Origin of the sequence: Shewanella scandinavica, from assembly GCF_031932065.1 — a bacterium.
Taxonomy (GTDB): domain Bacteria; phylum Pseudomonadota; class Gammaproteobacteria; order Enterobacterales; family Shewanellaceae; genus Shewanella; species Shewanella baltica.
The window spans coordinates 170894-185273 of record NZ_JAUOES010000007.1; the positions used below are offsets into that span (position 1 = coordinate 170894).

The window sequence follows — 14380 nt, forward strand, 5'->3', positions numbered from 1 at the left end:
GACAAATCATCCTGTCACGCTTTACAAAGACATTAAAAATGCAATGACTTGCTCACGTTCATTTTTAGATAAATTCATAAAGGCAATTTGACTCTTTTCAGCTTCACCACCATGCCACAATATCGCTTCTTCTAGAGTTGCGGCTCGTCCATCATGTAAGAAACCGGCTTGAGGATTAACCGTCTGAGTTAAACCTATACCCCATAGTGGCCTTGTACGCCATTCGCTTCCCGAGGCTAAAAAGTCTGGTCGGCCATCGGCGAGCCCTTCGCCCATATCGTGTAATAATAAATCAGTGAAGGGATATATCTTCTGTCCTTTTAAGCTATCACTCATGGCTCGTCCACCAATGTCGCCACTCGTTTTAGTGGTATAAGAGGGCACATGACAAGCGGTACAATTAAGTTGAGTGAATAATCTCGCCCCCTCTCTTACATTCGGTTGAGCGACATTCCGCCTTGCAGGAACTGCCAAGGTTTCAGCATAAAAAACAACAGCATCACTGAACTCAGCTCCGACTTCAGGCGCACCATTTTCATCTGCCCCTGTATCAATAAAACCAGTTCGAGTGAGATAAGCATCGTGTAGCGACGTACCTTTGATACTTTCATCGGGGAATAGAGGATTAGTTATGCCAATATCGCCACGCAGTGCACCTAGGGATTGTACACGCACACTTGGGGTATTCGCCTTCCAACCAAAACGGCCTAAAGACACAGGTTCCTGATCACCCGCTTGTGCCTTCACAGCATCAAAAACATAGTTTGCCCTTGCAGAAATCCCATCATGATTTGCATCATTTTCATCGACATGTTGCAAAATATCCTCCTGCGCAATCGCTTCGAGCAAACCTAAGCCAAATACTGGCATTCCATTACGCCATCCCATTAACACATCGTCTTGCAAAAGATTTGAGGTCAAATTGGGGCTTTGCTTAGTTTCTCCTGGCGCATCATAGGGGTTTTCCACTTCAAATAGCGGCTTCTTCAATAAGACTTCAGTACCGTCTGGGTAAGTCACTGATTTTGTCTCATAAGATAAGTAAACATCCGCTTGCCCAATAAACTGATTCTGTTGCCAATCACCACGTGCTTGCAGTACGCCTCGATGAAACAGTTGTCCGCCGAAATCAGGCACTGGAATGGGTGCACAATAATCATTACTCACATCGCCTTTAATACAGACGTCATTGGCAGCCTTACTTATCCGCAAAAAGATGCCCGCATCTGATCCCAGTTTGACTCGTGCCTGACCTGCACTGACTTGTGGAGTCGAGTTGCGTCCATCACGTTGATGGCATGCATTGCAGTTAGCGTTATTAAATACGGGGCCTAAACCATCTAACTCAGGGTGTTCAGCGTTTGGCGCCGTGGTAAAAGAAGTCTCAAAAAACTTATCGCCCGCCATGTGCAGCGCAAGTTCAGTCGCTGTTAGATTTACCGATGGTGTAGAGAAACCATGTCCTGAATTGCCTGCATCAAAGGTTGTCGTTGCGCCGCCGCTGGCAGTGATATCCGTATATTCAGGATAAACAATGGGTTCAGGTATGGGTGTATCAACATATTGTGCATCGCCACTGCCACCACAGGCGCTCAGCTGTAAACAGCCAATGAAAAATGCAGGTAATAAAACGTGTCTGTTATTCATCAAAAATCTCACACAAATAAAATGACAAAGCAGCAACTATGCAATTGCATCCTTGCTGCTTAAGACATAACTCACCAAACGGGTTCCGTCGTTTAGCGTCATTTCATGACAATGCCAAGAACCTCTATCGCCTTAGCATTGCTCTGAATATGAAATTAAGATTTCCAACGAGAAAGTAATGGTATGACATCAGACTCAAGTGTGGTTTTCAGCTTAGTCAAGGCATCCACAGCCACTTGAATTCGAGCTCTTCCCGCATCATCTTTAATCGCTTGGCGGAAAGGCTGTTGATTGCTGCCAGCAATAGCGCGGATCTTGATAATGGCATCATCGATTTCACTGCTAACACGTGTCGCTAAGTTCGCATCGGCAGCGGCCACGAAGTTAATGATGCCCTGACGATCACTGTTACCAGTAAACTCTCCTTGATATACATTTCGTACACCAATGATGTTATTGGCAAAGTCATCTAATGAGTTCCAAGAATATTGCGACTCCACCTTTGAAGTATCAGCGGTGGCAAGGGAATCACCAAAGGGATCAGCAATCTTACCGTTACCGACCTCATCGACAATCGCGATCATGCCATTGATCAACTCTTCAACTACAGCCAATTGCGATGAGTAAATAGTATTGCCTGCTACACCGGGATGCTTCAGCAACTCAGCATAGGATTTAGCGGCAGTATCTTGCGGATTGTGGTTTATCTGCCAAGCATCGTCGAGCTGCTTAGTGTAATCACGGAACACTTCGGCCAGTGCAATGAGATACTCACGTTCTTTTGCTGTTAACTGACTGATAGGTTTAGTATTACCATTCACACCATCGCCGAATAATAAAAATTCAATGGTATGAAAACCTTGTACATCATCGTTCCAGCCCTTAATCGTCTCAGCATCAAAACCTGAGTTAGTATTTAGCTGTGTTTGTAGATCGGTCGTATTGAGTGGCCAGCTATCAAGATGTGGATCGATGCTAAGTGAGTCAACTGGGCCAAAAATATGTGATTCACCTTGTTCCCAAGGTAAACGTGCCGCTTTCCACGCAGCTTGAGCTGCGTCTAAATCCGCTTGTGCTGTTGAGTTAGTTAGCTTCTGAGTCGCCAGTAAAAGTGCTTCCGCTTTCGCGGCTAAGTCCGCATAACCAGCCACGATAACGTCATCGGTCAAGTTAATGATCATCTCAGTGGCGGCGTAACTAAAGCGATTATCCGGTGTAGTTGGTGTTGTGGGCGTTGAATCATCCGATCCAGAACCACCACAGGCAGCTAAGGTACTCATAAGGGCGATGGCTATTGCCGTTTTACGTAATGTCATAGTGCTTAATGTCCTATTTGTTCCATCAAAAATGAATGTGACTAGAGCGAAAATTGATAACCCACGCCAAGGGCGAAGAAATTAGTATCTGGAATGCTCGCGACAGCCACTTGTTGTAAGCCTGCTTCCGCTTTAATCACTATCTGTGGGATAGGGAAATAGTTAATGCCGACACTGGTCCAAGTATTTTCAAAACGCTTAGTCGCCGTGCCTGTTTCGACTTCCATCAAAGGATTGGAATAATCTATGTTGGCAAATACGGTTAACGGAAGAGAGGTGAAATGATTCAAATCGATGCCAGCTTCAACAAAGAAAGCCTGTGACTGCGATCCTAACTGTGCGAAGTTACCAGGCCTTAAGCCTGGCGTTGTCTTATTTGCTTGAGTAATGGCATCGCTGTCGCTCAAGGTACCGTAGAGATACTGACCGCGTAAGATCCAAGGACCTTCAACATAAGCTGCTGCGACGGACACTATGCTAACTGTGCCATCCACATTGATTTTATTACTCTTGTGACGATTACCACTGGTATTACCATAGTAGTAAGCGACACCAACGGCGGAACCTTTCTTAAAGTTGCCGTAATCTAAACGTCCTGCAAATGCTAAATCGTCACCATTAACATGCTCGAATCGTTTTTGATGACCCGACGCTGCCCAATCATAGGTTCTAAAATATTCTGAATTGAGACCACTGATAATTTGGGCCTGATAGTGGAAATCAGCCATTTCACCATATATACCGATACCGTTTTCATTCCAAACGGCGGGGATCATGGCGGCTTCGCTTCGATGACGCATCACGGTAAGATATTGATTTGGTTTGTGCAGCATACTGGTCAAGCCAATAGGAACATGGATATTACCAAATTTAATACCAAAGGCTTTAGACGGACGATAACGCAGCTCGGCCTTTTCAATCATCACCTCACCGCCAGCTTCGACTTCAGTTTCAAATTCACCGAACTCATCAAAACCATCGTATTCTAAGGCGACGCCTGTGCCGCCATGTTCATACTCTATTTCGACTTCCATGCTCCAAGCATCGGTAAATTGATAGCCGAACTCAGTGACAACGCGCTCTAAATCGAAACGATTACGGCGCTCTGGTGTGGTGTCTTGGACGTTATCAAAGTACTCATCACTGGTATAAACGGCGGTACCGTAGGATTGAAATGAAAACTTGCTAAGTTTATCGGCGGCGGTTTCAACACTATCTACCGCGGTATTGGTCTTAGTTTGATAGTCTGCCTGCTGAACTTGCTGCTGTTTCTGTTGCGCAGCTAATTCTGATAACTGCTGCTTTAATTCTTGTAATTGAGCCTCTTGCCTTGCGATAGCCTGCTCTAAAATCGCAGGGTCCGTCGCTGCCTGTGCAGTGCAATTAACCCCACCTATGAACGCAGTGACCAAGATGGCCAGTGAACTCAACTTTAACTCTGCTCTCATTTCTTTCTCCGCGCTGTGTAACAGCTTCCCCGTAAATGCGCGAACAAAATAGATCAATTGAGAATGATTTGCATTAGAATTTACAATTAAATTTACAAACAAATTACATTAGTATCTGATTGTATAGCGGATCTGACGGCCGTATTTTTATTCAAAGAAATCGCTATATTGATTCATAAACCACACACTCTTTAAGCGTTAAGTGATCTAGCCTATTAGCCAAAAAAGCATTAGCATTTGCACACTTATCGCCTGAGTCCATATCCATGAAATCCATTCAAACCAAAGATCCTAAAGCACTCTTGCTATGGATGACCTTTGTAATGTCGCTCGTGTTTGCCGTTTGGCAGGCACTGCTCAATAACTTCGTGATTGAAAAAGCTCAGTTCACTGGTGCTGAAATCGGCATGTTACAAAGCCTGCGCGAGATCCCGGGTTTTTTGGCTTTTACCGCCATTTTTGTGCTTTTACTCATTCGAGAACAAGCCTTCGCCCTGCTTTCTCTGGCCTTGTTATGCATTGGCGTAGCAGTGACAGGTTTCTTTCCTCAAGTCATAGGCCTGTATCTGACGACGGTATTGATGTCTGTTGGATTTCACTATTTTGAAACCATCAACCAATCACTGACGCTGCAGTGGGTCGATAAAAAAGATACTGCGGGTTTTATGGGGAAAGCACTGGCGTGGCGCTCGGCCGCGGCCTTAGTGGGCTACGCCAGTATTTGGCTGGTGATGACCTGGTTGAAACTAGACTATCAACACATGTATCTGATTATTGGTGCGTTAGGTCTAGTCATGGTGCTAACTATGGCTTGGTATTATCCAAAATTTGAGACCACGGAAGTCCAACATAAAAAAATCATCCTGCGTAAGCGCTATTGGCTCTATTACCTGCTGACCTTTTTCTCGGGTGCGAGACGGCAAATTTTTATGGTGTTTGCGGGCTTTATGATGGTCGAAAAGTTTGGTTATAGCGTGAGTGAAATTACCGCGCTGTTCTTAATAAACTATGTCGTCAATCTGCTGTTTGCGCCTGCGATTGGGCGGTTTATTGGCCGAATTGGTGAGCGTAATGCGCTGACAGTGGAATACGTCGGACTCATCATAGTCTTCATCAGTTACGCCTTAGTCGAGCAAGCACACATGGCGGCAGCGCTGTATGTGATCGACCATTTACTGTTTGCTATGGCTATCGCGATGAAAACCTATTTTCAAAAAATCGCCGACAGCAAAGATATTGCCGCCACTATGTCGGTCAGTTTTACTATTAATCACATTGCCGCTGTGATTATTCCTGTGCTTTTGGGCTTATTATGGTTAACCGATCCCGCCTTGGTATTTTACATAGGCGCAGGCTTTGCCGTATGTTCGTTAATTCTGGCGCTCAATGTACCGCGCCACCCTGAAGCGGGTAATGAAACCTTATGGTCTTGGACAAGCAAAAAAGCTAAATCCATCGCTAAAGCGGTCGAATAAAGCGGCATAATAACGAGCCAAGGAATCAGCTTAGCTCAATGTTGAGTCCAGAACTGAACGCTTAAGTGATCGCCATCTAAGCTAGGCACACAAGCGAGCTATTCAAACAAGATGTTCAAGTTAAATGCTCAAACTAGACAAACAAGTTAGACAGATAAAGGTGGGGGCTATGCCCTCACCTAACCCCAATGTAGGCTCAAGGATTAACGCGATGAAGGATTCAGATATTTTACTGTTGGCAGAAGATGGCGAGTCAACATCCGAGGCATCTGCTCGCAAAAAAGCCCTGCTGCTCGGCCGTCAACTAGGTTTAGCCAGTGAGCAAGAATATCGCCCCGCGAATGCTTCCATCGCCGAACGCGCCCAACATAGATCCCGCAAGTTATCGAGCCAGTATCAAGCTAATGTGGAAACCATTTTTGCCTTAGCCCTCAGCTATACGCCGTCGGATGTGACTGGAGTCGATCTCGATCCCGACTGGAGCCATCAATTCTTTTTAATGGCGGAGCAAATCCATAACCGTAGAATGCAAGACTTGTGGGCACGAATATTATCGAGCGAGATAGTCAATCCCGGTAACTTCAGTCTGCGCACCTTAGCGCTACTTAAGCAATTGACCCACAGGGAAGCACAAATTCTTGAAAAGGCCCTTGGCATGGCTGCTAAGGTCAATAGCGAACAGCGTCTAAAACTCATCAGTGGCTACCGCTTGTCGGGTGGGATTGGCCAATATTTCCGTAAAACAACCTCAGTCAATTTAGGTTTATCCCAGTTTGGCCTACCCTACTCGAGCATTCTGACCTTAGTCGATGCGGGAATACTGCACAGCAGCGAGTTCGAAACTGGTTTACTCAACAATAAAACCCCCATTCAATTTGCCCTGCAAGGCATACAAATGAAGCTTACGCCCAAGAGCGGTAATCTGCTTTTTAGTTATTATCGCTTAACACCGATTGGTGATGAACTCGCCCAACTCGTGCAACCTAAACCGGATCAAGAATACCTCAAGGCACTGCAACTCTTGTTCGCTAAGGATTTTAAAATAGAATAACACCCCCATAAAAATAAAATATAAATCAACAACATAACCAGCCAAACCCAGAAATAATAAAGGAGCCTAAAGGCTCCTTTTAAGTAAGATAAGGGCTAAATGTTAAGCTAGCGCTTTAGCCTTATCGGCATTGATAACATTGATTGCCGTTAGATAATCGATTAAGGCGCGCACTTGAGTCGCTAAATCGCCTTTGCTGGTATCTATGGTTAATTCGGCCGCTAATGGCGCTTCATAGGGTGATGAAATACCAGTGAAATTACTGATTTCACCACTGCGTGCTTTCACATATAACCCCTTAGGATCACGCTGCTCGCACACACTTAATGGCGTCGACACGTGCACTTCAATGAACTGACTGGCAGGGAAACGGGCACGAATGCTATCGCGCTCCTCACGGGTCGGGGAGATAAAGGCCGATAACACCACAAGCCCCGCATCCACCATCAATTTAGCCACTTCGCCGACACGGCGCAAGTTTTCGTCACGGTCTTCAACCGTAAACCCTAAGTCTTTACACAGGCCATGACGCACATTGTCGCCATCGAGCAAATAAGTGTGGAATCCCGCCTCAAATAACGCCCGCTCTAATGCACCCGCCAATGTCGACTTGCCCGCACCAGATAGCCCTGTAAACCAGAGTAATACGGGATTTTGGCCTTTCTGCTCGGCTCTGGCAGCTTGATCTACAGGATGTTGATGCCACACGATATTTGTCATAAAAACTCCTCAATCCTTATGCTGTCAAACGGCTAACACAAGGGCAATAAACTCAAGCTAATCACTAAAATGGAAAGATGATCGGCACCATAAATATCACTATCAGGGAATACAGCACAGATAACGGCAATCCTAGGCGGACGAAGTCACTGAAGCGATAATTACCCGCATTAAATACCATCAAATTAGTTTGATAGCCGTAGGGCGAAATAAAACTCGCGCTGGCACCAAAGACCACGGCCATAATAAAGGGTCTGGCATCGACACCGTAATTAAGCGCAATCGCGTAAGCGATAGGGAAAGCTAGCGCCGCGGCGGCATTATTGGTGACCAGTTCAGTCAACAATAAAGTCATTAAATACACACCAATAAAGGCGCCAAACACCCCATAACCATTAATAACCGAGAGTAATCCTTGGGCTAAACTGTCCGCAAGGCCAGTGCTCATCATCAAGTTGGCTAGCCCTAACGCACTCCCCACTATCACCACTAGTTCCAATGGAAAACGGCGTTTAAGCTCAGCTAAAGTAACAGCGCCAATAACAAAATAACTCAGCAGCAGGAGCACTAAACCTTTAGCCAATGGCAATACACCGGTGACACTCAAAACGATCGTGACCGCAAAGCCGAGCAATACCCAACGACCACGGCGACTGTCTAACCGCACATTCAAATCTAAGCCGCTGATCGCCGCAAATTCTGAACTCAATTTTGCGCTATTACTAAAACCATCGCCTGGCGTCAATAACAACACATCGCCGGGTTGAAGAATAATGTCACCAAGCCCGCCCTTCAGCGGATGATTGCCGCGGCGAATGGCCATCACGGCCGCATCGAATTGCTCACGAAAAAGCGATTCTTTCAACGAACTGCCGACTAAACTGGATGATGGCGCGAGCACTGCTTCAACTAAATTTTGTCCCTTGGCTTGATGCTTACCAAACCAATCTAAACCATCGAATTGATGCAATAACTCAACCGATTCCACCGCGCCACTGAAGCGCAGCACGTCGTCCGCTTGCAGCACTAACTGGGGCGGCACAGGGCAAATACAAATGCCGCTGCGTTCTAATTCAACCAGATATAACTTCTTCAGCGCCCTGAGTTTGTTATCGACCACACTGCGACCGACTAAGGACGAGCCTTTTGCCACATGGGCTTCGAGCAAATAAGGCAGCGCCTCTTCACCCGACTCTTCCCGTCTATCTGGTAAAATGTTCGCTAGTAAGATCAATAACAACATACCAGCGACGACGATCACAACCGCGACCGGTGTGAACTCGAAGAACCCTAAGGCGGGCAAGCCGGCGTTCTCCACAAAGGAGTTCACAATCAGGTTGGTCGAGGTGCCAATCAGGGTCAGTGTGCCACCTAAAATTGCCGCATAATTCAACGGTAATAATAACTTAGCAGGTGCGTGCGCTTGATTGCGACGCACAACCCCAATAAGCGACGCCACCACAGCCGTGTTATTGGTAAAGGACGACAGCAAGGCAGTAGATAACCCGAGTTTTGCCATTGTCGTAGGCAAAGAACTATTGCCTATGACTTGACTCAACTTCCCCAGCAGGGAGGTTTTTTCTAACGCCGTCGCGGCCAACACCAACAGGACAAGTGTGACTAAGCCAATATTTGTAAAGCTTGTTAATGCGGTATCGAGCGCAACCATGCCAAGCAAATAACAGAGCAAAAATGCAAATAAAAACAATACCGCTGGATTGATACGGCCGCTAATTAAGCCAGCCACAAGACCTAACAAAATAATCGCTAACAGCCACAAGTCACTCACAAATTAAGCTCCAAGCTTAGAGATATCTATCGCTTGCCAATGTGGGTAGTGTTTACGCACTAAGGCATTAAACTCAACTTCAAAGGCACTAAATTGTGATGCTGTTTGCTTGTTAACATGCTGACCCGACACCACCATCACTGCGGCAACCGTCGCATTGCTCAGGCGATCGATTAAGATCATTCCGCCCGTATCACGCACTAATGAATACGCATCGAACACTATGTCTTCGGTCAGCTCTAAGGTCACGCGAGCAATCGCGTTTAACCCAAGCGTATCCGTCGCGCTGCGCGCTAAAGTATTAACATCAACCACATAATCGATGCCAGTCACAGAGGCTTGCGTCTTCTTACCGGCCACTTTGATGTCGTATAACTGGCCGAGTTGCAATGGCTTTTCATCCATCCACACTATGTCGGCGCTGATCACGTTAGCGACGGCGGGTGCTGAATCCGGTCTTGCCAGTAAATCGCCACGGGAAATATCAATTTCATCTTCCAGCGTGATGGTCACAGCTTGGCCAGCAACCGCTTCTTGTATGTCACCATCGAAGGTCACAATGCGTTCAACCTTGCTGCGTTTGCCCGATGGCAAAGCGACTAACTCGTCGCCGACATTGATAATGCCAGAGGCTAAAGTGCCTGCAAAACCGCGAAAATCTAAGTTAGGACGCGACACATATTGCACAGGGAAACGCACTGGCAATGAGCTGAGTTCACGTTGAGTATCAATGGTTTCTAGCAGTTCCAGCAGAGTACCACCTTGATACCAGTCGCTTTGCGTACTGCGCTCAACCACGTTGTCACCATTAAGTGCCGATAACGGCACAAAGTGGATATCGAGGTTACCGAAATCTTTAACGAAATCGGTAAAGTCAGCACGAATGCGATTGAATACTTGCTCGTCAAACCCAAGCAAATCCATCTTGTTCACGGCAACAACGAAGTGACGAATCCCCAGTAATGACGCGATAAACGCATGGCGTTTAGTCTGAGTCTGCACGCCGTAGCGGGCATCGACTAAGATCACCGCCAAATCACAGGTCGATGCACCCGTTGCCATGTTGCGCGTGTACTGCTCATGCCCTGGCGTATCGGCGATGATGAACTTACGCTTATCACTTGAAAAGTAACGGTAAGCCACATCGATAGTGATGCCCTGCTCGCGCTCAGCTTGCAGACCATCCACCAGCAAGGCTAAGTCGATAGCTTCACCTGTGGTGCCCATCTTAGCGCTGTCGCTCTTTAGGCTCGCCAATTGATCTTCATAGATCTGGGCGCTGTCGTGTAACAGGCGGCCGATTAAGGTACTTTTGCCGTCATCCACACTGCCACAGGTTAAAAAGCGCAGTAAGCCTTTGTGTTGCTGCAGGGCTAGATATTCTTTCACACCATGGAGGGTAATTTCTGCCGCCATGAGATTGGTTTTATTGACCGCTTTGTCCATCTTATTCTCACTCTTGATCTGCTTGGCTGAAGGTCGCGCTTTACTTGCGCCACCTTCGCGAAATAGGGTTAACCTTGCCGAGATTAGAAGTAGCCTTGACGCTTCTTCTGCTCCATCGAGGCACTTTGATCTGAGTCGATCAATCGACCCTGACGCTCGCTTGAACGGGTTAACAGCATTTCTTCAATAATCTTCTCTAGGCTGTCGGCCTCAGAATGCATGGCGGCAGTAAGTGGGTAGCAACCTAAGGTTCTAAAACGCACCAATTCTTCTTTAAACTGCTCGCCTTCGGCTAACTTCATCCGCTCGTCATCGGCCATGATTAACTGACCACCACGCTCAACAACTTGACGTTTAGCCGCAAAATACAAAGGCACTAACTCAATGTTTTCTTGATAGATATATTGCCAAATATCCAGCTCAGTCCAGTTAGATAACGGGAACACGCGAATACTTTCGCCCTTGTTCACAGCGCCGTTATAGGTGCGCCACAATTCTGGACGTTGGTTTTTAGGGTCCCATCTGTGGTGACGGTCGCGGAACGAATACACACGCTCTTTGGCGCGAGATTTTTCTTCATCGCGGCGAGCCCCACCGAAAGCGGCATCAAAACCGTATTGATTAAGTGCTTGCTTTAAACCTTGGGTTTTCATGATGTCAGTGTGTTTCGCACTGCCATGGTCGAAAGGGTTAATCCCCTGCGCCAACCCTTCTGGGTTGATGTGCGTCAGTAACTCAAAGCCAAATTTCTTTGCCTGGGCATCACGAAACGCGATCATCTCTTTGAATTTCCAACCCGTATCGACATGCAGCAACGGAAACGGGATCTTGCCCGGATAAAAGGCTTTACGCGCTAAGTGCAACATAACGGAAGAATCTTTCCCGATGGAATACAACATCACAGGATTATCGAATTCGGCTGCAACTTCACGAATGATCTGGATGCTCTCGGCTTCCAGTTGTTGTAAGTGGCTTAATTCACGCCCGGCCATACTATTCTCCGTTTACCTTAAATTCGCTGCATCACTACAGCATGGGTTAGCTTAATTTTCTTAATATCTTTAACTACTTAGCATCTTTAACTCTTAGTATCTTTAACTGCTAAGTATCTTTAACTGTTTGCGGCTTAGCTTATCGACGCGGCGGCCGAGACTCTAACCGATTGAGTCTGCTCATCACTGGCTTGAGTCGATTCAACCGCTTCAGGGTTGAACCAATGCAAAGTGTCACTCAGCGCAACCACTTCACCTATGATCATCAAGGCTGGCATTTGTAATTCAGGATCGGCGGCAAGCTGTTCGAGCTCACCTAAACGGCCGATAAAACGACGTTGCTCTTTAGTGGTCGCCTTTGACACTATCGCGACGGGAGTGTCAGGGCTTCGGCCCGCATCGACTAAACCTTGGCGAATAATGCCGGCGTTAAGAATCCCCATATACACGACTAAGGTATTGTTAGGATTAGCATAACCTTGCCAATCCATAGGGCGACTCTCTAACTGACAATGACCGGTGATAAAAGTGACGCCTTGGGCATGGTCTCTGTGGGTCAGGGGAATTCCCGCATAGGCCGATGTGCCGCTGGCGGCGGTAATACCGGGGACGACCTCAAACTCAACCCCCGCTTCGACTAAGGTTTGCAACTCTTCGCCACCGCGACCGAAAATAAAAGGATCGCCGCCCTTAAGACGCACCACATTTTTACGGGTGTAGGCTTTAGTAACGAGTAACTGATTAATCTCGTCCTGTGCAGCGCTATGCTTACCCGCACGTTTACCTACGGCAATCTTTTCAGCGTCTTTAGGAATAAGAGCTAGGATATCTTGACTGACTAAAGCGTCGTATAGCACAGCATCTGCAGTTTTAAGGATGCGCCATGCCTTTAACGTCAATAACTCAACGTCACCAGGACCTGCACCCACCAGCCAGACTTTGCCTTTGGCCGCTTGGCCCGGTAAAGATAAAATTTCCATCAGTATCCCCAAGATCACTTTAGTCAGTAGAAATATAGCGCGTCTTATATTCCATAATAAATAGATAATTATTAGTTTTTATATCATTTAGATATAAAAGAAATCACTGACGTCGATTTAAAGTGGAAAAATATTGAGTTTCAAAATCAAAAACGCCACAAAACACCAATAACCAGTTGAATTTAAATAACTTAATATGGATTCATCTGTTGTATAAAACGAACACCGCTCAGCTAAGTGTGTGATTCTGGCACTATGTTATTGCCAAAAATTCTACCCAAACCAGCCCTAACAGGGCGAAAACCTCACTAACAAGATAAATTGTCACCAAATGACGCAGAATTTTTCCATAACCATAAATTCACTTTCTAATGTTAAGCTGGGCATAACTATCTTTGTTGAGTACGACTGACAAATACACAAATAAGCACATCAAGGAGGGCCGATGAAACGACTTTATTCAGGTATTGCAATGGCTGGGCTATTAGCTTGTACGAGTATAAATGCCGAAGAATCATTAGTAGAAGGAAGAGTCAAAGATGAACTTGCCACGGCAGAACTGCCTTTTGTGATTACACCCCATAAAGTGAATTACATTTTACCTGCGACCTATAGCCCAGATCCCAACATGGCACCGTTCGCTGAAGATGCCCTCATCAATCCCTACACTTTGGATGAGTTCGAGGCTAAGTTTCAAATCAGTTTCAAATTCCCTATTTGGTACAATGTCTTTGGTGATAATGGTCATTTATTCTTTGCCTATACCAATCAATCCTATTGGCAGGTTTATAACAAAGACACCTCATCTCCGTTCCGTGAAACCAATCACGAGCCTGAAGTCTTTATGCTGTTTAATAACGATTGGAAAATCGGCAGTGTGACCAATTCCTTTTGGGGCGTTGGTGCTGTGCATCAATCAAATGGTAAATCAGGACCGCTTTCTCGCAGCTGGAATCGACTCTATGCCACTATGATTTTTGATGCCGGTCCACTCGCCTTTTCAACCAAAGTCTGGTGGCGTATTCCTGAGGATGAAAAAACCGATCCGCATCAAGCTCGCGGTGACGATAATCCCAATATTGATGACTACATAGGCAGAGCTGAGTTTATTGGTGTCTATGGTATCGATGAACATAGATTCACCTTAACCCTTAAAACAAACCTAGAAGATATCGACAGAGGTTCAGCAGAAGTAACCTGGAGTTATCCTATCGTCGGCAACTTACGCCTTTATACTCAATACTTTAATGGCTATGGCGAGAGCCTAATCGATTACAACTATCACAACCAACGTATTGGTATCGGGATTTCGCTCAACGATATTCTGTAGCAAATATAAAAGTGACAGAGTACAAAAATCAGCCATAATTTGCTGCTAATCTACAAAACCTGCTGCTAAATTGCTCAGATGGACCTGAGTTTATGACTCAGCGGGACGATTTACATTGATCCGAATGGCATTTAAGCCGATAGTCGCACACCTTTTTGTGCCCTGAAGCTACGCCTTAACATCATG

Annotated in this window: 11 protein-coding genes; 3 read left to right on the plus strand and 8 right to left on the minus strand. The window is 46.1% G+C overall.

The window, feature by feature from the left end; translation table 11 throughout:
- Positions 1–21: 21 nt before the first annotated feature.
- The 3 genes from Q4Q50_RS08190 to Q4Q50_RS08200 all read right to left on the minus strand — a co-directional run bounded on the left by Q4Q50_RS08190 (position 22) and on the right by Q4Q50_RS08200 (position 4411).
- The gene (locus Q4Q50_RS08190; protein ID WP_311899007.1) at positions 22–1647 is read right to left on the minus strand and encodes a di-heme oxidoredictase family protein; all 1626 of its coding nucleotides are present in this window, start codon (positions 1645–1647) and stop codon (positions 22–24) included.
- Positions 1648–1802: 155 nt separating this feature from the next.
- Entirely contained in the window at positions 1803–2963 is a 1161-nt protein-coding gene (locus Q4Q50_RS08195; RefSeq protein WP_311899008.1) for an imelysin family protein, read from the minus strand.
- Between the two features lie 41 nt (positions 2964–3004).
- Positions 3005–4411, minus strand: coding sequence for a porin family protein (locus tag Q4Q50_RS08200; protein WP_311899009.1), 1407 nt, complete (start codon positions 4409–4411; stop codon positions 3005–3007).
- Positions 4412–4677: 266 nt separating this feature from the next.
- Here Q4Q50_RS08200 and Q4Q50_RS08205 point away from each other — a divergent pair, with 266 nt between their 5' ends.
- Both Q4Q50_RS08205 and Q4Q50_RS08210 read left to right on the plus strand, forming a co-directional pair.
- The gene (locus Q4Q50_RS08205; protein WP_311899010.1) at positions 4678–5886 is read left to right on the plus strand and encodes an MFS transporter; all 1209 of its coding nucleotides are present in this window, start codon (positions 4678–4680) and stop codon (positions 5884–5886) included.
- Between the two features lie 211 nt (positions 5887–6097).
- On the plus strand, positions 6098–6937 hold the full coding sequence (locus Q4Q50_RS08210) for a TIGR03899 family protein (protein WP_041411022.1): 840 nt from the start codon (positions 6098–6100) through the stop codon (positions 6935–6937).
- Between the two features lie 102 nt (positions 6938–7039).
- Here Q4Q50_RS08210 and cysC read toward each other — a convergent pair whose 3' ends face one another.
- The 5 genes from cysC to cobA all read right to left on the minus strand — a co-directional run bounded on the left by cysC (position 7040) and on the right by cobA (position 12864).
- Complete coding sequence (cysC, locus tag Q4Q50_RS08215) at positions 7040–7657, minus strand: adenylyl-sulfate kinase (RefSeq protein ID WP_006082881.1); 618 nt, start codon at positions 7655–7657, stop codon at positions 7040–7042.
- Positions 7658–7721: 64 nt separating this feature from the next.
- A complete protein-coding gene (locus tag Q4Q50_RS08220) occupies positions 7722–9446 on the minus strand; it encodes an SLC13 family permease (protein WP_311899011.1) in 1725 nt (574 codons plus the stop codon).
- A 3-nt stretch (positions 9447–9449) separates the two neighbouring features.
- Complete coding sequence (cysN, locus tag Q4Q50_RS08225; protein ID WP_071940117.1) at positions 9450–10892, minus strand: sulfate adenylyltransferase subunit CysN; 1443 nt, start codon at positions 10890–10892, stop codon at positions 9450–9452.
- Positions 10893–10975: 83 nt separating this feature from the next.
- A complete protein-coding gene (gene cysD, locus Q4Q50_RS08230; protein ID WP_012586925.1) occupies positions 10976–11884 on the minus strand; it encodes a sulfate adenylyltransferase subunit CysD in 909 nt (302 codons plus the stop codon).
- A gap of 134 nt (positions 11885–12018) precedes the next feature.
- Positions 12019–12864, minus strand: a complete 846-nt coding sequence (cobA, locus tag Q4Q50_RS08235) for a uroporphyrinogen-III C-methyltransferase (protein ID WP_259520724.1) — start codon at positions 12862–12864, stop codon at positions 12019–12021.
- 445 nt (positions 12865–13309) lie between these two features.
- Here cobA and Q4Q50_RS08240 point away from each other — a divergent pair, with 445 nt between their 5' ends.
- Positions 13310–14194 carry a phospholipase A gene (locus Q4Q50_RS08240; RefSeq protein WP_311899012.1) on the plus strand — a complete coding sequence of 295 codons (885 nt, stop codon included), beginning with the start codon at positions 13310–13312 and terminating at the stop codon, positions 14192–14194.
- The last annotated feature ends 186 nt before the right edge of the window (positions 14195–14380 follow it).

What these genes read in the sequence shown, in the direction of transcription:
- Q4Q50_RS08205 (WP_311899010.1), top strand. Translation starts at nt 4,678, where the DNA reads ATGAAATCCATTCAAACCAAAGATCCTAAAGCACTCTTGCTATGGATG.
- Q4Q50_RS08190 (WP_311899007.1), bottom strand. Translation starts at nt 1,647, where the DNA reads ATGAATAACAGACACGTTTTATTACCTGCATTTTTCATTGGCTGTTTA.
- Q4Q50_RS08200 (WP_311899009.1), bottom strand. Translation starts at nt 4,411, where the DNA reads ATGAGAGCAGAGTTAAAGTTGAGTTCACTGGCCATCTTGGTCACTGCG.
- Q4Q50_RS08195 (WP_311899008.1), bottom strand. Translation starts at nt 2,963, where the DNA reads ATGACATTACGTAAAACGGCAATAGCCATCGCCCTTATGAGTACCTTA.
- cobA (WP_259520724.1), bottom strand. Translation starts at nt 12,864, where the DNA reads ATGGAAATTTTATCTTTACCGGGCCAAGCGGCCAAAGGCAAAGTCTGG.
- cysN (WP_071940117.1), bottom strand. Translation starts at nt 10,892, where the DNA reads ATGGACAAAGCGGTCAATAAAACCAATCTCATGGCGGCAGAAATTACC.
- Q4Q50_RS08210 (WP_041411022.1), top strand. Translation starts at nt 6,098, where the DNA reads ATGAAGGATTCAGATATTTTACTGTTGGCAGAAGATGGCGAGTCAACA.
- cysC (WP_006082881.1), bottom strand. Translation starts at nt 7,657, where the DNA reads ATGACAAATATCGTGTGGCATCAACATCCTGTAGATCAAGCTGCCAGA.
- Q4Q50_RS08240 (WP_311899012.1), top strand. Translation starts at nt 13,310, where the DNA reads ATGAAACGACTTTATTCAGGTATTGCAATGGCTGGGCTATTAGCTTGT.
- cysD (WP_012586925.1), bottom strand. Translation starts at nt 11,884, where the DNA reads ATGGCCGGGCGTGAATTAAGCCACTTACAACAACTGGAAGCCGAGAGC.